At 69.4% G+C, this 21,913-nt stretch carries 21 protein-coding genes; all 21 read left to right on the forward strand.

All coding sequences use genetic code 11. The features are described 5' to 3' along the window. Nucleotides 1–19: 19 nt before the first annotated feature. The 21 genes from aroC to rpoZ all read left to right on the forward strand — a co-directional run bounded on the left by aroC (nucleotide 20) and on the right by rpoZ (nucleotide 21,880). Nucleotides 20–1,228, forward strand: coding sequence for a chorismate synthase (gene aroC / locus LXX_RS05405; protein WP_011185944.1), 1,209 nt, complete (start codon nucleotides 20–22; stop codon nucleotides 1,226–1,228). After that, nucleotides 1,221–1,769 (forward strand): shikimate kinase, encoded by a 549-nt coding sequence (locus LXX_RS05410; protein ID WP_050737857.1) that lies wholly within the window; start codon nucleotides 1,221–1,223, stop codon nucleotides 1,767–1,769. The genes aroC and LXX_RS05410 overlap by 8 nt, the downstream gene beginning before the upstream one ends. Next, nucleotides 1,766–2,845 (forward strand): 3-dehydroquinate synthase, encoded by a 1,080-nt coding sequence (gene aroB, locus LXX_RS05415; protein ID WP_011185946.1) that lies wholly within the window; start codon nucleotides 1,766–1,768, stop codon nucleotides 2,843–2,845. The genes LXX_RS05410 and aroB overlap by 4 nt, the downstream gene beginning before the upstream one ends. Nucleotides 2,846–2,955: 110 nt before the next feature. Then, complete coding sequence (locus LXX_RS05420) at nucleotides 2,956–3,183, forward strand: hypothetical protein (RefSeq protein ID WP_011185947.1); 228 nt, start codon at nucleotides 2,956–2,958, stop codon at nucleotides 3,181–3,183. Nucleotides 3,184–3,188: 5 nt separating this feature from the next. Next, nucleotides 3,189–3,626, forward strand: coding sequence for a type II 3-dehydroquinate dehydratase (locus LXX_RS05425; protein WP_041767466.1), 438 nt, complete (start codon nucleotides 3,189–3,191; stop codon nucleotides 3,624–3,626). A 102-nt stretch (nucleotides 3,627–3,728) separates the two neighbouring features. Continuing rightward, a complete protein-coding gene (gene efp, locus LXX_RS05430) occupies nucleotides 3,729–4,292 on the forward strand; it encodes an elongation factor P (protein WP_011185949.1) in 564 nt (187 codons plus the stop codon). After that, entirely contained in the window at nucleotides 4,292–4,726 is a 435-nt protein-coding gene (gene nusB / locus LXX_RS05435; protein ID WP_011185950.1) for a transcription antitermination factor NusB, read from the forward strand. The genes efp and nusB overlap by 1 nt, the downstream gene beginning before the upstream one ends. Next, the gene (locus LXX_RS05440; protein WP_011185951.1) at nucleotides 4,723–5,430 is read left to right on the forward strand and encodes a DsbA family protein; all 708 of its coding nucleotides are present in this window, start codon (nucleotides 4,723–4,725) and stop codon (nucleotides 5,428–5,430) included. Before nusB ends, LXX_RS05440 begins: the two co-directional genes overlap by 4 nt. A 94-nt stretch (nucleotides 5,431–5,524) precedes the next feature. Beyond that, nucleotides 5,525–8,830: a DUF6531 domain-containing protein gene (locus tag LXX_RS05445; protein ID WP_155806790.1), complete on the forward strand. Its 3,306-nt coding sequence runs from the start codon at nucleotides 5,525–5,527 to the stop codon at nucleotides 8,828–8,830. Beyond that, nucleotides 8,790–10,295, forward strand: a complete 1,506-nt coding sequence (locus LXX_RS05450) for an RHS repeat protein (protein ID WP_141692829.1) — start codon at nucleotides 8,790–8,792, stop codon at nucleotides 10,293–10,295. Before LXX_RS05445 ends, LXX_RS05450 begins: the two co-directional genes overlap by 41 nt. Before the next feature lie 558 nt (nucleotides 10,296–10,853). Further along, a complete protein-coding gene (locus tag LXX_RS15505; RefSeq protein ID WP_041767472.1) occupies nucleotides 10,854–11,093 on the forward strand; it encodes a hypothetical protein in 240 nt (79 codons plus the stop codon). An 85-nt stretch (nucleotides 11,094–11,178) separates the two neighbouring features. Further along, entirely contained in the window at nucleotides 11,179–11,508 is a 330-nt protein-coding gene (locus LXX_RS05460; protein ID WP_141692831.1) for a hypothetical protein, read from the forward strand. A gap of 408 nt (nucleotides 11,509–11,916) precedes the next feature. Then, a complete protein-coding gene (pyrR, locus tag LXX_RS05465; RefSeq protein ID WP_011185952.1) occupies nucleotides 11,917–12,468 on the forward strand; it encodes a bifunctional pyr operon transcriptional regulator/uracil phosphoribosyltransferase PyrR in 552 nt (183 codons plus the stop codon). Beyond that, nucleotides 12,465–13,412: an aspartate carbamoyltransferase catalytic subunit gene (locus LXX_RS05470; protein ID WP_011185953.1), complete on the forward strand. Its 948-nt coding sequence runs from the start codon at nucleotides 12,465–12,467 to the stop codon at nucleotides 13,410–13,412. Before pyrR ends, LXX_RS05470 begins: the two co-directional genes overlap by 4 nt. Before the next feature lie 17 nt (nucleotides 13,413–13,429). After that, nucleotides 13,430–14,746 carry a dihydroorotase gene (locus tag LXX_RS05475; RefSeq protein ID WP_011185954.1) on the forward strand — a complete coding sequence of 439 codons (1,317 nt, stop codon included), beginning with the start codon at nucleotides 13,430–13,432 and terminating at the stop codon, nucleotides 14,744–14,746. A 284-nt stretch (nucleotides 14,747–15,030) separates the two neighbouring features. Beyond that, a complete protein-coding gene (locus tag LXX_RS12645; RefSeq protein WP_050737859.1) occupies nucleotides 15,031–15,264 on the forward strand; it encodes a hypothetical protein in 234 nt (77 codons plus the stop codon). A 1-nt stretch (nucleotide 15,265) separates the two neighbouring features. After that, nucleotides 15,266–16,417, forward strand: coding sequence for a glutamine-hydrolyzing carbamoyl-phosphate synthase small subunit (carA, locus tag LXX_RS05485; RefSeq protein WP_041767477.1), 1,152 nt, complete (start codon nucleotides 15,266–15,268; stop codon nucleotides 16,415–16,417). Next, nucleotides 16,417–19,698, forward strand: coding sequence for a carbamoyl-phosphate synthase large subunit (carB, locus tag LXX_RS05490; RefSeq protein WP_011185957.1), 3,282 nt, complete (start codon nucleotides 16,417–16,419; stop codon nucleotides 19,696–19,698). Before carA ends, carB begins: the two co-directional genes overlap by 1 nt. Further along, nucleotides 19,695–20,573: an orotidine-5'-phosphate decarboxylase gene (gene pyrF / locus LXX_RS05495; protein WP_011185958.1), complete on the forward strand. Its 879-nt coding sequence runs from the start codon at nucleotides 19,695–19,697 to the stop codon at nucleotides 20,571–20,573. Before carB ends, pyrF begins: the two co-directional genes overlap by 4 nt. Then, a complete protein-coding gene (gene gmk, locus LXX_RS05500) occupies nucleotides 20,566–21,528 on the forward strand; it encodes a guanylate kinase (protein ID WP_041767480.1) in 963 nt (320 codons plus the stop codon). The genes pyrF and gmk overlap by 8 nt, the downstream gene beginning before the upstream one ends. An 88-nt stretch (nucleotides 21,529–21,616) precedes the next feature. Then, on the forward strand, nucleotides 21,617–21,880 hold the full coding sequence (gene rpoZ / locus LXX_RS05505) for a DNA-directed RNA polymerase subunit omega (RefSeq protein WP_011185960.1): 264 nt from the start codon (nucleotides 21,617–21,619) through the stop codon (nucleotides 21,878–21,880). The last annotated feature ends 33 nt before the right edge of the window (nucleotides 21,881–21,913 follow it).

Consider the following 21,913-nt stretch of genomic DNA (forward strand, 5'->3'; position numbering starts at 1 on the left):
GCTGTGCCAGAATCGAATCATGCTTCGTTGGCTCACGGCCGGGGAATCCCACGGCCCGGAACTCATCGCCGTCCTCGAGGGGCTCCCCGCGGGGGTCCCCGTTTCGCCCGACGCCATCCGCGCCGACCTGGCCCGCCGGAAGCTCGGCTACGGGCGCGGGTCGCGGATGAAGTTCGAGCAGGATGCGCTCGAGGTCTCGGGCGGTGTCCGGCACGGGCTGAGCCTCGGCAGCCCGGTCGCCCTGCGCATCGGCAACTCCGAGTGGCCCAAGTGGGTGGATCTTATGAGCCCGGAGCCGATCGCGGCGGAGAAGCTGGCGGGCGCCCGCGGCGCCCCGCTCACGCGCCCGCGCCCGGGCCACGCCGACCTGGCCGGGATGCAGAAGTACGGTTTCGACGAGGCTCGTCCGGTTTTGGAACGCGCCAGCGCGCGTGAGACGGCCGCGCGGGTGGCCCTCGGCGCGGTGGCGCGCTCCTTCCTCGGCGAGCTCGGCATCACGCTCGTGAGCCACACGCTTTCCATCGGACCGGTGCGCGTCCCCGAGGACGCGGTTTGGCCGACGCCGGCGGATGTCGCCGCGCTCGACGCCGACCCGCTGCGCTGTTTCGACCGCGCGACCTCCGCGCGGATGGTCGCGGAGGTGGATGCCGCGCACAAGGACGGCGACACGCTCGGCGGCGTGATCGAGGTGCTCGCCTACGGGCTCCCGCCGGGGCTCGGTTCTTATGTCCACTGGGACCGCCGGCTCGATGCCCAGCTCGCAGCGGCTCTCATGGGCATCCAAGCGATCAAGGGCGTCGAAGTCGGCGACGGTTTCCTGACGGCGACCCGCCGCGGTTCGGAGGCCCACGACGAACTGGTGGCGGAGGACGGCGCGATCGTTCGTCAGAGCGGTCGGGCCGGTGGCACCGAGGGCGGGATGAGCACCGGCGGCGTGCTGCGCGTGCGCGCGGGCATGAAGCCGATCGCGACGGTTCCGCGCGCTCTGCGCACGATCGACGTCGCCACCAGCGAGGCCGCGCCCGCGCACCACCAGCGTTCCGATGTCTGCGCCGTGCCCGCCGCGGGGGTCGTCGCGGAGGCGATGGTCGCCCTCGTGCTCGCGAACGCGGTCCTGGAGAAGTTCGGCGGAGACTCGATCGGCGAGACGGCGCGCAATCTGCGCGGCTATCTGGACGCCATCTCGCAGAACCTGGCGACCGAGCGTGTCAGCGCACCGTATGCCTGAGCGCGAGGCGATCTCTGGGAGCACGCCATCGCCGACGGTCGTGCTGATCGGACCGCCGGCGGCCGGGAAGACGCGCGTCGGCAAGCGGCTCGCGAAGCGGCTCGGAGCGTCGTTCATCGATTCGGACGCCGTGATCGTCGCACGGCACGGCTCCATCGCCGACATCTTCGCGGAGCACGGCGAGCCGCATTTCCGCGCTGTGGAGCGCGCGGTAGTGGCCGAGGCGGTGCGGCGGCCGGGCGTGGTATCGCTCGGCGGCGGCGCGGTTATCGACCCCGCCACCCGTGCCGACCTGGAGGGCAAACGTGTCGTTCTGCTGACGGTGCTGCCGGAGGCGATCGCGAAACGGATACAGAACGGCAAGCGGCCGCTGGTCTCCGATCTGGAGAGCTGGAAGCGGCTGGTCGCGTCGCGGCAGGACCTCTATGCGGCGCTCGCGGACTTCACTGCGGACACGTCGAGCCGGCCGATGGAGACCATCGTGGAGGAGATCGCCCGCTGGGTCGAGCAGACCGGCGTTGCGGAAGAGGAGAGCCGATGACCGACGAGACCACCGAGATCCTGGTCGCCGGAGCGAACCCGTACCCGGTCGTGATCGGCCGCGGCCTGCGGTTCGATCTCGCGCGGCATCTCGGCTCCGCGGTGAGCAAGGTGCTCGTGGTTCACCCGCCGACGCTCGGGGCGGCTGCGGCGGAGCTTCGGGAGTCGCTCGCCGGGCAGTACGAGGTGCTCCTCACCGAAGTGCCCGACGCGGAGGCGGCGAAGCGCATTGAGGTCGCCTCCTTCCTCTGGTGCATCATGGGCCAGGCCGACTTCACGCGCTCGGACGCCGTGGTGGGCCTCGGTGGCGGCGCCGTCACCGATCTCGCTGGCTTCGCCGCGGCGACGTGGCTGCGCGGTGTGAGGCTGGTCCAGGCGCCGACGACCCTGCTGGGGATGGTGGACGCCGCGGTCGGCGGCAAGACCGGCATCAACACGGCGGAAGGCAAGAATCTTGTCGGGGCGTTCTATGCGCCGGCCGCCGTCGTCTGCGATCTGGACATGCTGATCTCCCTCGGGCGGAACGAACTGCTCGCGGGCTTTGCTGAGGTCGTCAAGTATGGCTTCATCGCCGAGCCGGAGATTCTCGACATCATCGAGCGGGATGTGGACGCGGCCACCGATCCGGAGTCTGCGGAGTTCCGGCGAGTGGTCGAACTGTCGATCGGCATCAAAGCGCGCGTGGTCGGTGAGGACTTCACCGAGCAGGGCCTGCGCGAAATCCTCAACTACGGGCACACCCTCGGGCACGCGATCGAGCACGCCGAGCGCTACCAGTGGCGGCACGGCGCCGCGATCGCGGTCGGCATGGTGTTCGCGGCCGAACTCGGTCGCCTCAGCGGGCGGTTGAGCGACGACGCCGTGGAGCGGCATCGCCGCATCCTGGCGTCCCTCACGCTGCCGACGAGCTACCCCCTTGGCCGCTGGCAGACGCTGCTCGCCGCCATGCAGCGCGACAAGAAGGCGCGCGGGAGCCTGTTGCGCTTCATCGTGCTCGACGATGTGGCGCGGCCGACGGTGCTCGCCGGCCCGGATCAGAGTCTGCTGTTCGCCGCCTACCAGGAGATCGCATCCTGACGACCGCCAAGGCCGTCGCGCAGAAGCTGCTCGTCAGGCCGGGCGATGCGCTGAGCGTCGTCGGGGGACGCCGGAGAGCCGCGCGCTCCTCAGCCCCGCTGCCGGAGGCTGTGACGGAGGTGGAACCGGGGCGAGCCGCTGTGGCCGTCGCCTTCGTCGCCTCCCGCGCCGTGTGGTTCGTGTACCCGAAGAGCGGGCGCGCCGACGTGAACCGGGATGCGATCATCGCCGAGTCGGGCGCGTTCAGCTGGCGGCCGATCGCCAATCTCGCCGTGGACGAGGTGTGGTCGGCCGTGCGCGTCCGTCCGCTCGCGATGGGGGAGACGCCGGTAGGGTGACCGGTATGAGCAGCATCCTGGTCCTGAACGGTCCGAACCTCGGCCGCCTCGGCACGCGCGAGCCCGATGTCTACGGCTCCGGCACGCTCGACGACCTGCGGACGCTCCTCCAGGACGATGCGCCGGAGCTTGAGGTCGAGCTGCGTCAGACCGACACCGAGGGCGAACTGCTCGGCTGGCTGCACGAGGCCGCCGATACGGGTGCGCCGGTCATCCTGAACGCCGGGGCGTGGACGCACTACTCGCTCGCGCTGCGGGATGCGGTCGCGCTCGTCACGAAGGCGGGCGGCACGGTGATCGAGGTTCACCTGTCCAATCCGCACGCCCGCGAGGAGTTCCGGCGCACCTCCGTCATCAGCGCTGTGTCGACGGGTGTGATCGCCGGATTCGGTTTCGAGTCCTACCGGCTGGCGCTCGCGTTCATTCGCCGAAACGCCCGCTGACGTCTAGAATCTTCTGGGGTCGCCGCTCGCCGGCACCTGCCGTGGACGGCGCGGTGCGCCGCATCCACCCGAATCTTCCCGCATATCGAATGGAATTCGCGCATGGCTTCGACCGCTGACATCAAGAACGGCATCGTCATCAATATCGACGGACAGCTCTGGAGCGTGATCGAGTTCCAGCACGTGAAGCCGGGCAAGGGTGGCGCTTTTGTCCGCACGAAGCTGAAGAACGTCACGACCGGCAAGACCGTGGACCGCACCTACAACGCGGGCGCGAAGATCGACATCACGAACGTCGACCGCCGCGACTACCAGTACCTCTACCAGGACGGCGCCGACTTCGTGTTCATGGACACGAGCGACTACGACCAGATCACCATCCCGGGCCCGATCGTCGGCGACGCCGCCAACTTCATGCTCGAGAACCAGAACGTCACCGTCGCGCTGCACGAGGGCTCGCCGCTGTACGTCGAGCTTCCCGCTTCGGTCGTTCTGGAGATCACCTACACCGAGCCTGGTCTGCAGGGCGACCGCTCCACGGGCGGCACCAAGCCGGCGACAGTGCAGACCGGTTACCAGATCCAGGTGCCGCTGTTCCTGGAGACCGGCACCAAGGTCAGGGTGGACACCCGCACCGGTGACTACCTCGGCCGCGTCAACGACTAGTGAGCGCTCGCACCAAGGCGCGCAAGCGCGCCCTCGACCTTCTGTTCAGTGCCGATGTGCGCCAGATCTCGCTGGCGCACGCCCTGGCCGTCGAAGCGGAGCGAGCGGCGAACGAGCCGGCGCGTGAGGCCTCGTGGCTCTACGCTCGCGAGATCGTGGACGGTGTGATCGACAATCAGGAGGAGATCGACGAGCAGATCGAGACCTACGCGCAGGGGTGGACGCTCGCGCGCATGCCCGCCGTCGACCGCGCCATCCTGCGCATCGGCGTGTGGGAGCTGCTGTTCAACGACCAGGTGCCGGACGGCGTCGCCATCTCGGAGGCCGTCGAGGCCGCCACCGTGCTGTCCACCGACGACTCGGCGGGATTCGTGAACGGCCTGCTGGCGAAAATCGCACAGAACAAACCCCGGGACGGAGAGGTGGACCGATGAAGCGGACACTGCGCATCCTGATCGCTGCCGCGCTCGCGGCCGCTCTGACCGCCGCTGCTGCGGCGTGCTCGCTGCTCGGCGGCAGCGCGAACGTTCCGGTCGCGACGGCCAAACCGCCGACGGGCACAGATGGGGCCGTGAACTTCGATGGACGCTTCATCAGCGCCGGGTCGGGCGCGAAGAAAGTCGATGTGTGGTTCGACGCGATGTGCCCGGTGTGCGGCGTGTTCGAGAAGTCGAACGGCGAGACACTCGCGAACGCGGTCAAAGACGGTTCGATCACGCTCCGGCTGCACCCGCTTACCTTCCTGGACCGGCTCTCTAACGGCACGGGCTACTCCACCCGGGCCGCGGCCGCGCTGACCTGCGTCGGCGTCCACGACCCCCACAAGGTGCTCGACTACTACCAGGCGCTCTTCACCGACCAGCCCGCCGAGAACTCGAGCGGGCTCACGAACGAGGAGCTCGCCAAACGTGCCACCGACCTCGGCATCGCCGATATCTCCGGCTGCGTCGACCGCAGTGGGCCCTACCAGGCATGGGCGCAGGCGAACACCACCCACTCGCAGACCGGCCCTATCGAGGTCGACGGTGAGAGGGCTCTCGACACTATCCAGGGCACCCCGACCGTGCTTGTGAATGCGAAGCAGTATCCGGGGTCCGTCCAGGACGCGGGGGAGTTCGAGAGGTTCCTGGGGAACTGACGCAGCGGTCCGCTTTTTCTCCGTCGCACCCTCATCTTCTAGTGTCTTGCTCGTGTGCATTTCGCACATGAGATGACATATTCCGGTGGAGTCGATGGCGAAGATCGGTGGAAACGAGCCGACGGGGTACAGCTATTCCGAGGTGGACGCTCTGGTGAGCGCGGCGCGGAACGCAGCGCGGGCGCTCGACGATCAGCGGGCGACCCGCGCGGGCCACGTGAGTCGCGCGCGCAGGGAGTTCCGCGGCTACTTTGCGGAGGTGTTCGGGCGCAACGCGAGCGTCGGTGCCCAGAGCGCGACCGCCCTGGCGGAGGCTCTGCGGACGGTCGCCGACTTTGCGAACCAGTTGGCGCAGGCCGCCCGCGAGGAGGACGATCGGCGGAGTCAGGCGCGGGCCTGGGAGAAGCGGCAGCGCGAGCGCGAGGAGAACTGGGTCGCCGGGGTCGGCTACGAGATCGGCACATGGTTCGGCGTCGAGGACGAGCCGAAGCCGAAGCCGAAGCCCGAGCCGCAGTTGCAGGCCCACGAGGTCTCGGTGCGTGGCCGGGACATCCCTGCCCCGGGTGGTCATAGCGGCACGTTGTCCGCGGTGCCGGCGGATCTGCGATCGTTCCAAGTCGGCAGCGCCGCGCTCGACGCGCAGCTCCAGCTGTCGGTCGGGCTCCTCGCCGTCGCGCTCAGTTCGTACGATTCGGGGTGCAACGGTGCGTGGGGGGCGCTCAACGCCTCATCGCTGATCGGTGCGTGCCGGGAGTGGCTGACGGCCAACGGGCACGAAGCCGAGTGGGCCGGGCGGGTCGCCGCCGCGTTCGAGGCAGTCGGCGGCGCCGGCGCCGCGAGCCTCTCGGATGTGGCCATCGCGGAGGCTCTGGCGGCGGCGGGCGTGGACGTGTATCGTGACGACTTCACGATCGGCCCGTTCTCCGCCCTCGGAACGCCGCCGACCAACGGGTTCGCCGACGACCCGGTGAACACGGCCACGGGCAACTTCCTCGAACCCGAGACCGACCTCTCCTTCTCCGGAGCGGCGGCGTCCCTCGCCGTCACCCGGATGTACAACTCGCTCGACACCCGGGTCGGCGTCTTCGGCTACGGCTGGTCGTCGGTGCTCGACACGCGTCTGGAGCTGGACGACGAGGGCGCGGCGGTCACCCTCGACGACGGACGCCAGCTCTCTTTCCCCCGCGACCGCGGCGGCTGGGCGCGCGGGGTCGGGGAGAATCGCTGGCTCGCGGCGGAGCCGGCGAGCGGTTTCCCGCAGGTGCGCGCGACCGCCACCGAGGTTCTGGTCGTCCGGGACAGCACGGGCGGGTGGACGGCGTTCGGCCTCTCCGGTGACTGGCTCGGGTCGGGCCGTGGACCGGGGACATGCGTCACCGTCGTCCGCGGCGACGACGGCAGGATCGCCCGGCTGGAGTACGAGCTCGGGTGCTGGGCCGACATCGAGTACGCGGGCGCGCGGGTCTCCGCCCTGGCCGCCTCCGATGGCCGCCGGGTCGACTACCTCTACGACCACGACGGCCGGCTGGTCGGCGCGCGCGACGCCGTCGGGACGCGTCGCTACTGCTGGAACGAGCACGGTCTCCTCGACCGTGTCGAGGCGGCGACGGGTGTCGTCGAGTGCGAGAACATCTACGACGAGCAGGGCCGTGTCGTCGAGCAGCTCACGCCCTACGGCCGTCGGGTGCGGTTCGCCTATCTGCTGGGCCGGGTGACCTCGGTCTCGGACGAGGACGGGTCGAACGCCAACACCTGGATCGCCGACCGCTTCGGCCGGGTGGTCGGCATCGTGGACGCAGACGGACACCGGCAGTCGATGGCGTACGACGGGCACGGCAACCTCGTCTCCTTCACTGAGCGGGACGGCGCGGTGACCGTGCATGCGCACGACGCCCGCGGACGCCGCATCCGCACCGTCACCCCGGAGGGCGCAGATATCACCACCGGCTACGACGAGCACGACCGGGTGACGACGTTCGTCACCGCGGCGGGCGGCGTCGTGGAGTACGGCTACGCGGACGACGTCGACCGCAACCCCTCCGTCATCGTCGACCCGACCGGCGCCCGGACCCTGCTCAGCTGGGTCGGCGCCCGGCTGGTGGAGTCGACCGACCCGGTCGGGGTGAGCGTCGCTTTCGACTACGACGACCACGGCGACCTGATCGGCGTCCGCAACGCCGCCGGGGACACCAGCCGCCTGATCCGGGACGACACCGGGCGGGTGCGCGAGGCGGTCAGCCCCTCGGGCCGGACCACGGTCTACACCTACGACGACGCCGGTCTGCTCGCGGCGCGCCAGGACCCGTACGGGTCGACCTGGCGGTTCGTGTACGGTCCCGGCGCGAAGCTCACGGCGACGGTCGACCCGCTCGGCGCGCGGACCGAGTACGAGTACGGCCCGCACGGCGACCTCGTCGCGACGGTCGATCCGCTCGGCCGGCGGGTCGAGCGGAGTGTCGACGCGTTCGGCAACGTGGACTCGATGCGCCTGCCGGACGGCGCCGAGTGGCGTTTCGTCCACGACGCGCTGTCGCGTCTGCGCGAGATCGTCGACCCCGCCGGTGGCTCGTGGCTGCGCGAGTACGACGTCACCGGACGGCTCGCGGCGACCGCCGACCCCACCGGCGTGCGCACCGAGGCCACCCGGTCGCGCGCGGACGGTGTGCAGACCATCCGCTACTCCTTCGACAGCCGCAGCGTCGCCACCGACGAGTACGGCCGCCCGGTCCGCATCCAGTCCGGCGGCGGCGGTGAGTCCCTCGTCGCCTACGACGCGGCCGGCCGTCCCGTCGAGTTCGTAGATGCCGGCGGCGGCCTGACCCGCGCCGACCGAGACCCCGCGGGCCGGGTCGTCGCCCTCACCACCCCGGAGGGCCGCATCACCCGCTACGAGTACGACGAGTGCGGGCGCCCCTTCGCCGCGGTGGACGCGGGCGGCGGTCGCACCACCCTGGAGTACGACGCCGACTCCCGCCTGGTCGCCCGGACGCTGCCCGGCGGCGACATCCACCGCATCCAGTACGACGCGGCGGGCCGTGTGCTCCGCGAGACGATCCCCGACGTCGGGACGGCTCGGTACGGCTACGACCGGGTGGGCCGGCTGACCTTCAGCAGCGACACGCGGTTCGGCGTCCGCCGGTTCGCCTACGACGGCGCGGGCCAGCTGGTCGCGGCCACGAACGGCGTCGGCGGCGTCACGCGCTTCGAGTACGACCTGCGCGGCCGGCTCGTGCGCACCACTGACCCCCTCGGCGGCGTGACGACGAGGACGTACACCGAGCAGGACAAGGTCGCGACCGCGACCGAAGACGGCTCGGTGTACCTCCTACCGCCGCGACCGCAGCGGCCGGGTGGTCGAGGTGGAGAACACGGTGTTCGGCCTCATCCGCTACGACTATGACGCCGACGGCCGCCTCACCGGCGCGAACACCGGCGATCTCGTGCAGTCGTGGGAGTACCGTGACGGGTTCCCCGTCCGCCACAGCCGCGTCGACGCCGACGGGGTGACCGACACCGCGATCGACCGGGACGACGAGGGCCGCGTGCGCGGCATCGCCCGTCCCGAAGGTCGCACTGCCTACGCGTACGACGACGCGTGTCAGCTGGTGTCCGCCTCCACCACCGCCACGGACGGCGCCGTCAGCGCGTCCGCCTGGGCGTACGACCCGGCGGGACGCCTCGTCGACGAGGTGCGGGACGGAGCACACCGTCGCCACCGCTACGACGCGGCCGGGCAGCTCCTGGAGACCGTCGACGGCGTCGATCGTGCGGTCTACACCTATAACGGTTCCGGCCGGCGGGTGTCGGCGACCGTGGGCGGCGAGCGCACTGTGTACGAGTGGGGTGCGACCGGGCGGCTGTCCTCGGTGACCCGTCATGCCGTGGAGGGGGAGACTCGGACGGCGCTGTGGGTGGACGCGTTGGGCGAGTTGGCCGAGGTGGACGGGGTCGCGTTGGCCTGGGATACGGCCGCGGGCATCCCCGACCTCCTCGGCGTGGACGACCAGCCCGTCGTCAACGCCCCCGGCGGCATGACCGGTACCGGCTCGACCTGGAATGCGCAGACGTGGCGCCCGGCCCGCTCGACAGCGGCCGACGACCCGTGGGAGGCGCTAGCTCGGGTGTCCGATGCGGCGGGGGTGTCGAGTGGTCTGTCCATCCTTGTGGACGGCAGTGTCACGGTCGCGGGTCTGGAGTGGATGGGCGCTCGCGCCTATGACCCGGTTACCCGTGGGTTCCTTTCGGTGGATCCGTTGGCGCCGCCGGTCGGGGCCGGGTGGTCGGGGAATCCGTATTCGTTCGCGGGGAACGATGCGGTGCATGCGGTGGATCCGTTGGGGTTGGCTCCGATCACGGATGCGGAGTTGAAGGGGTACGCGGACAGTCTGCAGGGTCCGTTGGCTCGGGCGGCGGGGGCTGCCGGGAACTGGTTGAAGGACAACTGGGAGTACGTCGCGGGTGGGGCGATGGTGGTGGCCGGTGGCATCCTGATGGCGACGGGTGTGGGTGGGCCGGTGGGGTTGATGCTGATCGGTGCGGGGGCGGACACGATCATCCAGAAGGCGACCACGGGTGAGGTGAACTGGGGTCCGGTGGCGATGGGGGCGGCGTTCGGGATGGTCCCGGGTGGTGCGATCGTGGGCAAGCTGGGTGGGCACCTGCTGGGGAACGCGGTCGAGGGTGCTGTTGAGGGGGTGGCTGATTATTCGGTGAGTGGGGAGCCGCTCACGGTCAGTGGGGTTCTTCGGGTGGCGGGGACCTCTGCAGCGATCTCGGCCGGAACCGGTGAGGGAGGAGGTGCCGACACCGCGCGCTGTGTCGGGGAACACAGGAGACGGTGCGGATGCTTGGACCCGAGTTGGTAGATGGATGAGTGAGGACGAGCATGCGGGAATGATGCAGGCACGCACCGAGTCGCCAACCCGCCGCCGTCCGATGCGTATAGGGCGGCGCCGCGTGGGGACACATACTTTGAGTACGAGGTGCCGTCTGAGACCCTTAAGCCGCATAGCCAAGGCACTTCTATTATCTACGGCCCGGAATGCATTCAGGCAAGATTGCCAGGGCGAGCTGAGCCTGGTGATGTTCCGTTCCGCAATCTGACAGGTGAGGTGTGGTGATGTCCGAAAGCGAGAATCGCATTCTTGAGGCAGTGGTGGAGTGGCATCTTCTAGCTTATGAAATACTGGCTTCGACTGGGGTTGAGGTTGTCCTTTCCGGACCCACTTCGGGCCGTAACAAGGAGAGCGTTGTCCTAGAGATCGTGTCATCGAATCAACTTGTTGCATTGACCATCTGGGACTCCGGCGAGTACGAAGTCAATTCGGCACCGGTTTCGAATGCGAGCGACCCGATCGTTGAGGTTGGAGAGCTGACCGACGCAACAGGTGTGACGGGACTTCTCGATCGAGTCGTGTCGCGAAGTGTTCCATCGGCGGGATCTGACGGCTGATCTCATTTCGTCTGACGTCGCTCGCGTTGATGACCCGTGGACGCTCAATCAGTCCTTTCTCGACGGTCGGATCGCGGCGGGCGATAAAATGATTCTCTCGCTGCCCAAGCAGGATATTCGACCTGGCTCGTATTTGGAGCGCGAGGTTCAGCACCTGCAAAGCAACGACTACCAGTGGGTCAATCAATGGGCGCTTCGGCCGATGGAGTGATGCTGTGGACCTGATACTTACCTTCGTCGTGGCACACATGGCCTTCCTGTGGCACGGAGCTCGGTTTCACATTACGAGTTCCCAAGTGACGACGATCAACAGCGGCGATGCTGTTCTCTTTGTGGAGTCCAGCACAATCCGAATGCGATTCACGCGCGATCGGGGACAACTCTTCCTCGACTTGAGCCCTGCGGTGGGCGATGGACGATCTGATGAGTGGTACTCGATTGACCTAGTCCGCCGGCTCTTTACGGGACGACCCGAAACCTCATCTGTTCTCGATGCTTCGTATGCTGAGTTCGTCGAACGTCGTATAGAGGACATTGAGCAGTGCTTCGAAGCCGAACGGTGGCCGGCTACCCGAACGGAATTGAAGAAGATCAAGGTTCGTCGAGCCAAAGAGAGGTTCGGGTAGGCCTCCGGAACTCGGTTGGAAGCAAATCCGTAATCGTTTAGCAGACTGCCCGAACACGAACGCCCGCCCTGCTGGATGGCATTGCGGGCGCTGCGCTCGTCGGCACGCGCTGCGTCAGATGGTAGACATGCGAGAAGTGAGGGCAAGATCGTGGCCCACCGTGATCGCGTCCACCGTCCTCAACCAGCGCCGATGGGCGACCCGTCAGGAACTGCACCTGGCGATCGTGGTCTGGGACGTGTCCTGCGACGGGCTCGATGTCGCCTCGCGTCTGCGCCAGATCGGGTTGTCTTGTCGCGAGAACTGCCGGCGGGGTGTGCTCCGGCGTCCACCCACCCACCTGCTAAGCTCGCTCCTCGGTAGACATCCTTTAACGAGCCGTCCTGTGAGGCGGGGAAGGAGGTCGGCGTGGTGACACGTGTCGTGTTGCAGCAGGCTGACATCTCCCGGGCGTTGACTCGGATCTCGCACGAGATTCTGGAGTCCAACCGGGGCATCGACGGTCTGGCGATCCTGGGTATCCCGACGCGCGGCGTCGTGCTCGCCCGGAGGATCGCCGAGAGCATCCAGCGGATCGAGCAGGAGGCGGTCGGGGCGTCCGCTGACATCGTGGGGGCGCTCGATGTGACCATGTATCGCGACGATCTGGCGCGGAACCCCACGCGGGCCCCGCAGCCGACCTCGCTGCCGGGGCCGATCGACGGCAAGACCGTGGTGTTGGTGGACGATGTGCTCTTCTCCGGGCGCACCATCCGGGCGGCGTTGGATGCGCTGAGCGATCTGGGGCGGCCGCGGGCGGTCCGGTTGGCGGTGCTGGTGGATCGGGGGCATCGGGAGCTGCCGATCCGGGCGGACTTCGTGGGGAAGAACCTGCCCTCCGCCGCGTCGGAGCGGATCTTCGTGCGGTTCGCGGAGGTGGACGGCCAGGACGCTGTGACAATCGAGGAGGGTGGCGCATGAGGCATCTGCTGTCGACCAAGACGCTGGCGCGGGAGGATGCGATCCGGCTGCTGGATGTGGCGGAGGACATGGCGGACGTGCAGGGGCGTGAGGTCAAGAAGCTTCCGGCGCTGCGCGGCAAGACTGTCGTGAACCTGTTCTTCGAGGATTCGACGCGCACGCGCATCTCGTTCGAGGCGGCGGCGAAGCGGCTCTCGGCCGATGTGATCACCTTCTCCGCCAAGGGCTCCAGCGTCTCGAAGGGCGAGAGCCTGAAGGACACCGCCCAGACGCTCGCGGCGATGGGGGCCGACGCCGTCGTCGTCCGGCACCACTCGTCCGGCGCGCCGCAGACGCTCGCGGCGAGCGGCTGGATCGACGCGCGCATCGTCAACGCGGGCGACGGCACGCACGAGCACCCGACGCAGGCGCTGCTCGACGCGTTCACGATGCGGCGGCGGCTGCACGGGCGCGGGTCGCGGGGGCGCGACCTCGACGGGGTGGCGGTGACGATCGTGGGCGACATCCTGCACTCCCGGGTGGCGCGCTCGAATGTGTGGCTGCTGCGGACGCTCGGCGCGGCGGTGACGCTGGTCGCCCCGCCGACGCTGCTGCCGGTGGAGGTGTCGGGCTGGCCGGCGGCGATCGGGTACGACCTGGATGCGGCGCTGGCGGCCGACCCGGACGTCGTGATGATGCTGCGCATCCAGGGGGAGCGGATGAACGCGGCGTTCTTCCCGACCACGCGCGAGTACTCGCGGCGCTGGGGGCTCGACGACGAACGGCTGGCCCGGCTCCGGGCGGATAGCATTGTGATGCACCCGGGGCCGATGAACCGCGGGCTGGAGATCTCGGCGGCTGCCGCCGACTCGCCGCGCTCGACGGTGAGGGAACAGGTCGCGAGCGGCGTTTCCGTGCGGATGGCCGCCCTCTACCTCCTGCTGTCCGGCGACCGAGAAGCGTGAACGAGGCGAGCGAGAAGATGAGCGACGAAACATTTGTAATCACGGGCGCGATGCTGGCCGACGGCTCCCGCACCGACCTGCTCCTCGCCGGGGGCCGCATCCAGGAGACCGGTGTGCGCCTCTCCGCGGCGGGTGCGACGGTGGTGGACGCGGACGGGCTGCTGGCATTGCCGGGGCTCGTGGACCTGCACACGCACCTCCGCGAGCCGGGCTACGAGCAGAGCGAGACCGTGCTCACGGGCACGCGGGCGGCTGCGGCGGGCGGGTTCACGGAGGTGTTCGCGATGGCGAACACCTCGCCGGTGGCCGACACGGCCGGGGTGGTCGAGCAGGTGCTGAGCCTGGGGGAGGCGGCCGGGTACGCGACTGTCCGCCCGATCGGCGCGGTGACGGTTGGGCTGGAAGGCGAACGGCTGGCGGAGCTCGGCGCGATGGCCGACTCCCGCGCCCGGGTGCGAGTGTTCTCCGACGACGGCAAATGCGTCTCCGACCCGCTGCTGATGCGCCGCGCGCTGGAGTACGTGAAGGCGTTCGACGGGGTGATCGCGCAGCACGCGCAGGAGCCGCGGATCACGGCCGGGGCCCAGATGAACGAGGGCGCGCTCTCGGGCGAGCTGGGGCTCGCGGGCTGGCCGGCGGTGGCCGAGGAGTCGATCATCGCGCGGGATGTGCTGCTCGCCGAGCACGTCGGCTCGCGGCTGCACGTCTGCCACGTCTCGACCGCGGGTTCGGTGGACGTCATCCGCTGGGCGAAGGCGCGCGGGATCGACGTGACCGCCGAGGTCACTCCCCACCATCTCCTGCTGACCGAGGAACTCGTGAGCGGGTACGACGCCCGCTACAAAGTCAACCCGCCGCTGCGGCGCTCGGAGGATGTCGAGGCGCTGCGAGCGGGCCTCGCAGACGGCACGATCGACATCGTCGCGACCGACCACGCGCCACACCCCGTCGAGGCGAAGGACTGCGAGTGGGACGCCGCGGCGTTCGGGATGGTCGGGCTGGAGTCCGCGCTCTCGGTCGTGCAGTCGTCGGTGGTCGACACCGGGATGCTCGGCTGGGCCGACATCGCCCGAGTGCTCTCGGCGACGCCGGCGCGCATCGGCCGGCTGGCCGGGCATGGCACGCCCGTCGAGGCGGGCGCTCCGGCGGAGCTGTTTCTCTACGACCCGGCCGCCGCGCGGGAGTTCTCGACCGGAGAGCTCGCGGGGAAGGGCGTCAACTCGCCGTACCTGTCGATGACGCTGTCGGGCCGCGTGGTCGCGACGTTCCACCGCGGCTACGCCACCGTGCTGGACGGCGCAGTGCTGGAGTCGGTGGGGGGCGCGCGTGGATAAGGTCCTGCCGACGCTCGGTATCCTGGCCGTCGTCGTCATCGCGCTCGCCCTGGCGGTCGCGGTCTGGCGGCGCCGGGTGCGCCGCGATGCCCCGGCGGGCGGGGGCTACCCGGCGCCCGAGGTCCCGGCGGCCCCGACCGCGGCGGCCGAGGTGCTCTACGTCGCCACGACGCGGGCGGGGAGCACCTGGAGCGGCTCGCGCTGCCCGGCCTGGCGTACCGGGGAAAGGCACGGTCGAGGTCTCGCCCGACGGGATCCGGCTGGTCGTCGCGGGGGAGACGACGGTGTTCATCCCGGCCTCCGCCTTCACCGGCACCGGCCAGGCGACGGTCACGATCGACCGGGCGGTCGAGCGCGACGGACTGCTCCGGGTGGGCTGGACGACCTCCGGCGGGGCGGTCGCCGACAGTTACTTGCGGGTCGTGGACCCGGCGAGCCGCGGCTCTCTGACCGCGGCCATTCAAGCAATCCTCCCGGGCCAGGCCGGCCCGGTCGACAGCAACGAAAGTGAGGGGTGACATGAGCGCATTCGAACCTGCGGTCCTCGTCCTCGAAGACGGAAAGCGCTACGTGGGCCGGGCCTACGGCGCGCGTGGGCGGACGCTCGGCGAGGTCGTGTTCGCGACCGGGATGACCGGCTACCAGGAGACGCTGACCGACCCGTCGTACGCGGGCCAGATCGTGCTCATGACGGCGCCGCACATCGGCAACACCGGCACGAACGACGAGGATATGGAGTCGCGACAGATCTGGGTGGCGGGGTTCGTCGTCCGCGAGCCGAGCCGCGTCGTCTCGAACTTCCGCGCGCAGCGCAGCCTGGACGACGACCTGCAGGCGCAGGGCGTGGTGGGCATCAGCGGGATCGACACGCGCGCCGTGACCCGCCACATCCGGTCGGCCGGCGCAATGCGCGCCGGTGTGTTCTCGGGGGAGGACTTCGGGCTGAGCGACAGCGAGCAGCTCGACCTGGTGCTCACCGGGTCGAAGATGGCCGGCCGCAACCTCTCGGCCGAGGTCTCGACCGTCGAGCCGTACACGGTGCCGGCGGTCGGTGAGCGGATCGGCTCGGTGGCGGTGCTCGACCTCGGCGTCAAGAAGTCGACGCTCGACAACCTCGCCGGACGCGGGCTCGACGTGCATGTGCTCCCGCAGCAGGTGTCGGCGCAGGATGTGCTGAGCCTGAACCCGACAGCGCTGTTCTTCTCCAACGGCCCCGGCGACCCGCAGGCCTCCGACAAGCACGTCGCGCTCCTCCAGGAGACGCTGCGGGCCGGTCTGCCCTACTTCGGCATCTGCTTCGGCAACCAGCTGCTCGGCCGCGCGCTCGGCCTCGGCACGTACAAGCTGCCGTTCGGGCACCGCGGGATCAACCAACCGGTGCTCGACAAGCGCACGGGCCGCGTGGAGATCACCGCGCAGAACCACGGCTTCGCGGTCGAGGCGCCGCGGGAGGGGACCTTCGCCTCGCCCGCCGGCTTCGGGCAGGTCGAGGTGAGCCACATCAGCCTCAACGACAACGTTGTCGAGGGGCTCAACTGCCTCGACCTTCCGGCGTTCAGCGTGCAGTACCATCCAGAGGCGGCGGCGGGACCGAACGACGCCAACTACTTGTTCGACCGGTTTCTCACCATGATCAAGGATCGCACCGCAACCCAGGAAGGCTCCGACTGATGCCGAAGCGCACCGACATCCGCTCCGTTCTGGTGATCGGCTCTGGTCCGATCGTCATCGGCCAGGCGTGCGAGTTCGACTACTCGGGCACCCAGGCCTGCCGCGTGCTCCGCGAGGAGGGCGTGCGCGTCATCCTGGTCAACTCCAACCCGGCCACGATCATGACCGACCCCGACTTCGCCGACGCGACCTATGTCGAGCCGATCACCTGGGAGGTCATCGAGACCATCATCGCTAAGGAGAAGCCCGAAGCCATCCTGCCGACCCTCGGCGGCCAGACCGCGCTCAACGAAGCCATGCAGCTGCACGAGCACGGTGTGCTGGAGAAGTACGGCGTCGAGCTGATCGGCGCGAAGTTCGAGGCCATCCAGAAGGGCGAGGACCGCCAGATCTTCAAGGATCTGGTCATCGCCGCGGGGGCCGACGTCGCCCGCTCGCACATCGCGCACACGGTGGAGGAGGCGCTGGCGTTCGCCGACGATCTCGGCTATCCGCTGGTCGTGCGGCCGTCGTTCACGATGGGCGGTCTCGGTTCCGGTTTCGCGTACACGTCGGAGGAACTGCGCCGGATCGTCGGCGACGGCATCCACCAGAGCCCGACCAGCGAGGTGCTGCTGGAGGAGTCCATCCTCGGCTGGAAGGAGTATGAGCTGGAGCTCATGCGCGACACCGCCGACAACACCGTCGTCGTCTGCTCCATCGAGAACGTCGACCCGGTGGGCGTACACACCGGCGACTCCATCACGGTCGCTCCTGCGCTCACGCTGACCGACCGCGAGTACCAGAAGCTGCGGGACATCGGCATCGACATCATCCGCGCGGTGGGCGTCGACACCGGCGGCTGCAACATCCAGTTCGCCGTGGACCCCGCCGACGGGCGTGTCATCGTCATCGAGATGAACCCGCGCGTCTCCCGCTCGTCCGCGCTCGCCTCCAAGGCCACTGGCTTCCCGATTGCGAAGATCGCGGCCAAGCTCGCCATCGGCTACCGGCTGGACGAGATCCCCAACGACATCACCCGGGTCACCCCGGCGAGCTTCGAGCCGACCCTGGACTACGTGGTCGTCAAGGTGCCGCGGTTCGCCTTCGAGAAGTTCCCGGCTGCCGACCCGACGTTGACCACGACCATGAAGTCGGTCGGCGAGGCGATGGCGATCGGCCGCACCTACACGAGTGCCCTGCAGAAGGCCTTTCGTTCGCTGGAGAAGCGGGGCTCGTCGTTCCACTGGGGTGCCGAGAACAGAACGGCCGAGGAGCTGCTGGCGTCCATTGCTACGTCGACCGACGGCCGGATCGTGGATGTGCAGCAGGCGCTGCGGCTCGGCGCGACACCCGAGCAGGTCTTCGAGGCCACCAAGATCGACCCGTGGTTCATCGACCAGATCGTGCTGATCAACGAGGTGGCCGAGCAGATCCGCGCCGCGGAGACGCTGGACACCGACACGCTGCGCTTCGCGAAGGACCACGGCTTCTCCGACGCGCAGATCGGGGAGCTGCGCGGTTTCGGCGAGGCGGATGTCCGCGAGGTGCGGCACATCCTCGGCGTGCGGCCGGTCTACAAGACGGTGGACACCTGCGCGGGCGAATTCCCGGCCCTCACCCCCTACCACTACTCGTCCTACGACGAGGAGACCGAGGTCGCGCCGAGCGACACGCGCAAGGTCGTCATCCTGGGCTCGGGCCCGAACCGCATCGGGCAGGGCGTCGAGTTCGACTACTCCTGCGTACACGCCTCGTTCGCGCTGCACGACGCCGGGTACGAGACGATCATGGTCAACTGCAACCCGGAGACGGTCTCGACCGACTACGACACCTCCGACCGCCTGTACTTCGAGCCGCTGACGCTGGAGGACGTGCTGGAGGTCATCCACGCGGAGTCGCAGTCCGGCGAGCTGGTCGGCGTGGTCGTGCAGCTCGGCGGCCAGACGGCGCTCGGGCTGGCGAAGGGCCTGGAGGAGGCGGGCGTTCGCGTCCTCGGAACCACCCCGAGCGCGATCGATCTGGCGGAGGAGCGCGGCCTGTTCGCGGACATCCTCGAGAACGCGGGCCTGGTCGCGCCGCGCAATGGCACAGCGGTCGACTACGCGAGCGCGCTACACGCTGCCGAGCAGATCGGTTACCCGGTGCTGGTGCGTCCGAGCTTCGTGCTCGGCGGACGCGGGATGGAGATCGTCTACGACAGCGACTCGCTCGCGTCCTACTTCCAGCGCGTCGCCGGCCAGGGGATCGTGGGACCTGCGCACCCGCTGCTGGTCGACCGCTTCCTGGACGATGCGATCGAGATCGACGTCGACGCCCTGTTCGATGGAGAGCGGCTCTACATCGGTGGGGTGATGGAGCACATCGAAGAAGCCGGTGTCCACTCCGGGGACTCGAGCTGCACTCTGCCCCCGATCACGCTCGGCCGCCGCGAGATCGACCGCGTGCGCGAGGCTACGCGGAAGATCGCTGAGGGCATCGGTGTGCGCGGGCTGCTCAATGTGCAGTTCGCGATCGGTGCGGGCGTGCTCTACGTGCTCGAGGCGAACCCGCGCGCATCGCGGACGGTCCCCTTCGTGTCCAAGGCGCTCGGCATCCCGCTTGCCAAAGCGGCCTCCCGGATCATGGTCGGTGACACGGTCGACGGACTCGTGGCGGAGGGTCTGCTCCCGGATCAGGACGGGTCGATCATCCCGATGGACTCGCCGGTGGCGGTCAAGGAGGCGGTGCTGCCGTTCAAGCGGTTCCGCACGCGCGAGGGTAAGATCGTGGACTCGGTTCTCGGCCCGGAGATGCGCTCGACCGGCGAGGTCATGGGCATCGACAAAGACTTCCCGACCGCGTTCGCCAAGAGCCAGGCGGCGGCCTACGGCGAGATGCCACTCACGGGCACTGTGTTCGTCTCGGTCGCCGACGGCGACAAGCGCGCGATCGTGCTCCCGGTGCTGCGCTTGCAGCAGCTCGGCTACGCCATCCTCGCGACAGAGGGCACCGCCGAGGTGCTGAACCGCAACGGGATCGCGGCGCGCGTCATCCGCAAGCACAGCGAGACGACGGACGGCGACTCGATCGTCGACCTCATCACGCGAAACGAAGTGGATGTGGTTATCAACACCCCGAGCGGCCGCTCTGCGCGCGCCGACGGCTACGAGATCCGGGCCGCGGCCGTCGCGGGCGACAAACCGCTGTTCACGACCCTCGCCGAGCTGAGCGCGGCTGTCGCCTCGCTCGACGCGGTGCGGCACGGCTTCGCGGTGACCTCGCTGCAGGAGTACGCGGCGCAGAGGGCAGCGCGGCGGTGACGGACTGTACCGGGGGCATCGTCCCCTTCGGCGACCGGCTGGTCGCTGTGTTCGATGCGCGCGGCCGGCTGTGCGTCGGGATCGATCCGCACGCCCACCTGCTCGCAGCCTGGGACCTGCCGGACTCGGCCGCGGGCGTACGCGAGTTCGGGTTGCGGGTGGTGGACGCTGCGGCTGGCCGTGCCGGGACAGTGAAGCCGCAGGTGGCGTTCTTCGAGCGGTTCGGCGCCGCCGGATACGCGGCTCTGGAGGAGGTGCTCGCGGCTGCCCGGGCCGCCGGCCTGCTCGTGATCGCCGACGCCAAGCGCGGCGACATCGGCACGAGCGTGGCCGCGTACGCCGAATCGTGGCTGACCCCGGGCTCCCCGCTGGAGGCGGACGCGCTGACGATCGCCGCTTTCCAGGGCGTCGGCTCGATCGACGCGCCCATGCGTCTCGCCGAGGCGACCGGAAAGGGGCTGTTCGTGCTGGCGGCGACCTCGAACCCGGAGGCCGCCACGCTTCAGCAGGCGGTCGTGGCCTCGGGGCCGAATACCGGGTACACCGTGGCGCGTGCCATCATCGAAGACGTGCAGGTCTTCACCCAGCGGCAGCCCCCGCATCCCTTCGCTTCCGTGGGCCTCGTGCTCGGCGCGACCCTCGACCTTGCCGCGTTCGGAATCGACACCGAGCGGGTCTACGCGCCGGCGTTCCCGGTGCTCGCTCCGGGCTTCGGCCATCAGGGCGCGCTGGTCGGAGACGTCCCTCGCCTGTTCGGGTCGCTGGCCCCCGGGGTCATCGTGAGCGAGTCGCGCGGGCTCCTGGCCACCGGTCCCGGCGGCATCGCCGCGGCGATCGCCGGCCGCTCCGAGGAGGTGTGCGCCGCGCATGCCTGAGTCCGCTGCCGACGCATCCACCGGGTCTCCGGCCCGGCGCCGTCCCGCTCCGCCCGAGGTGGATCGGAAGGCTGCCAGCGCCGCGGCCGTCGCGGCCCGCCGCGCCCGAGCGAGCGTCAAAGCCGCCATCGCCGCCCGTGAGCTGTCGCCGCTGACCGTCCTCGACCACGCCACAGCCGACCCCGGGGGCGTGGAGGGACGCATCCGGGTCACCGAGTTCCTGCTCAGCGTCCCGGCCATCGGAACGACCAAGACGCAGGACGCCCTGCGCCGGCTCGGCATCGCCCCCTCCAAGCGGCTCGGCGGGCTCGGCCGGCACCAGCGGCTCCGCCTCCGCGTTTTTCTCATCGAGCGCGAGGAGCGGCCGGTCCGGCGGCGCAAACACCTCGTGGTGCTGGCGGGCCCCACCGCTGTCGGCAAGGGAACCGTCTCGGCCTACATCCGGGAGAACTATCCCGAGGTGCTGCTCTCGGTCTCCGCGACCACCCGCTCGCCGCGTCCCGGTGAGGTCGACGGCGTCAATTACTATTTCGTGGACGATGCCGCGTTCGACCGGATGATCGCGGCCGGCGATCTCCTCGAGCACGCGACGGTACACAACGCCTACCGCTACGGAACGCCGCGAGCGCCGATCGAGAAAGCGCTGGACGACGGCAGGAGCGTCCTCCTCGAGATCGATCTCCAGGGCGCGCGCCAGGTGCGCGCGTCGATGCCGGAGGCCCGCCTGATCTTCTTGCTGCCCCCGACCTGGGAGGAGCTGGTTCGCCGGCTCACCGGCCGAGGCACCGAAGACGCCGCCGAACAGCAGCGCCGTCTGGAGACCGCGAAGGTCGAACTGGCCGCCCAGAACGAGTTCGACCACCGCGTTGTGAACCACACGGTCGCCGATGCCGCTCGGGAGGTCGTAGACTTGATGATGGTTCGCCCGGCGCCGGTACGTCCGTCAACGGCCTAGGCTGTCCGCCCTCGTCGTGCCGCATCCTGGCGGCGTCGTTTTCGTTCCGAGCAGCGCACGTTCTGCCTCAAGCAAGGAGACATCCCGCATGGCCACCAGCACCAATGGCATCATCGACCCGCCCATCGACGACCTGCTCTCCAAAGTCGAGTCCAAGTACGCGCTCGTGATCTTCGCCTCCAAACGCGCTCGGCAGATCAACGATTACTACGCGGACCTGCACGAGGGCAGCCTGTTCGACAACGTCGGGCCGCTTGTGGACTCGTCGGTGGACGACAAGCCCCTCTCCGTGGCCATGCACGAGATCAACGAGGACAGACTCGTGCTCAAACCGATCGCCGCCGCCGAATAAGACAAGCACCGGGGTTTCCGCCGGGCACGGCCT

This window comes from Leifsonia xyli subsp. xyli str. CTCB07 (assembly GCF_000007665.1).
Taxonomy (GTDB): Bacteria; Actinomycetota; Actinomycetes; order Actinomycetales; family Microbacteriaceae; genus Leifsonia; species Leifsonia xyli_C.

Bases quoted from the DNA above. Each gene is read 5' to 3' on its own strand.
- aroC (WP_011185944.1), top strand. From the start codon at position 20: ATGCTTCGTTGGCTCACGGCCGGGGAATCCCACGGCCCGGAACTCATC.
- LXX_RS05410 (WP_050737857.1), top strand. From the start codon at position 1,221: ATGCCTGAGCGCGAGGCGATCTCTGGGAGCACGCCATCGCCGACGGTC.
- aroB (WP_011185946.1), top strand. From the start codon at position 1,766: ATGACCGACGAGACCACCGAGATCCTGGTCGCCGGAGCGAACCCGTAC.
- LXX_RS05425 (WP_041767466.1), top strand. From the start codon at position 3,189: ATGAGCAGCATCCTGGTCCTGAACGGTCCGAACCTCGGCCGCCTCGGC.
- efp (WP_011185949.1), top strand. From the start codon at position 3,729: ATGGCTTCGACCGCTGACATCAAGAACGGCATCGTCATCAATATCGAC.
- LXX_RS05440 (WP_011185951.1), top strand. From the start codon at position 4,723: ATGAAGCGGACACTGCGCATCCTGATCGCTGCCGCGCTCGCGGCCGCT.
- LXX_RS05445 (WP_155806790.1), top strand. From the start codon at position 5,525: ATGGCGAAGATCGGTGGAAACGAGCCGACGGGGTACAGCTATTCCGAG.
- LXX_RS05470 (WP_011185953.1), top strand. From the start codon at position 12,465: ATGAGGCATCTGCTGTCGACCAAGACGCTGGCGCGGGAGGATGCGATC.
- LXX_RS05475 (WP_011185954.1), top strand. From the start codon at position 13,430: ATGAGCGACGAAACATTTGTAATCACGGGCGCGATGCTGGCCGACGGC.
- carA (WP_041767477.1), top strand. From the start codon at position 15,266: ATGAGCGCATTCGAACCTGCGGTCCTCGTCCTCGAAGACGGAAAGCGC.
- carB (WP_011185957.1), top strand. From the start codon at position 16,417: ATGCCGAAGCGCACCGACATCCGCTCCGTTCTGGTGATCGGCTCTGGT.
- gmk (WP_041767480.1), top strand. From the start codon at position 20,566: ATGCCTGAGTCCGCTGCCGACGCATCCACCGGGTCTCCGGCCCGGCGC.
- rpoZ (WP_011185960.1), top strand. From the start codon at position 21,617: ATGGCCACCAGCACCAATGGCATCATCGACCCGCCCATCGACGACCTG.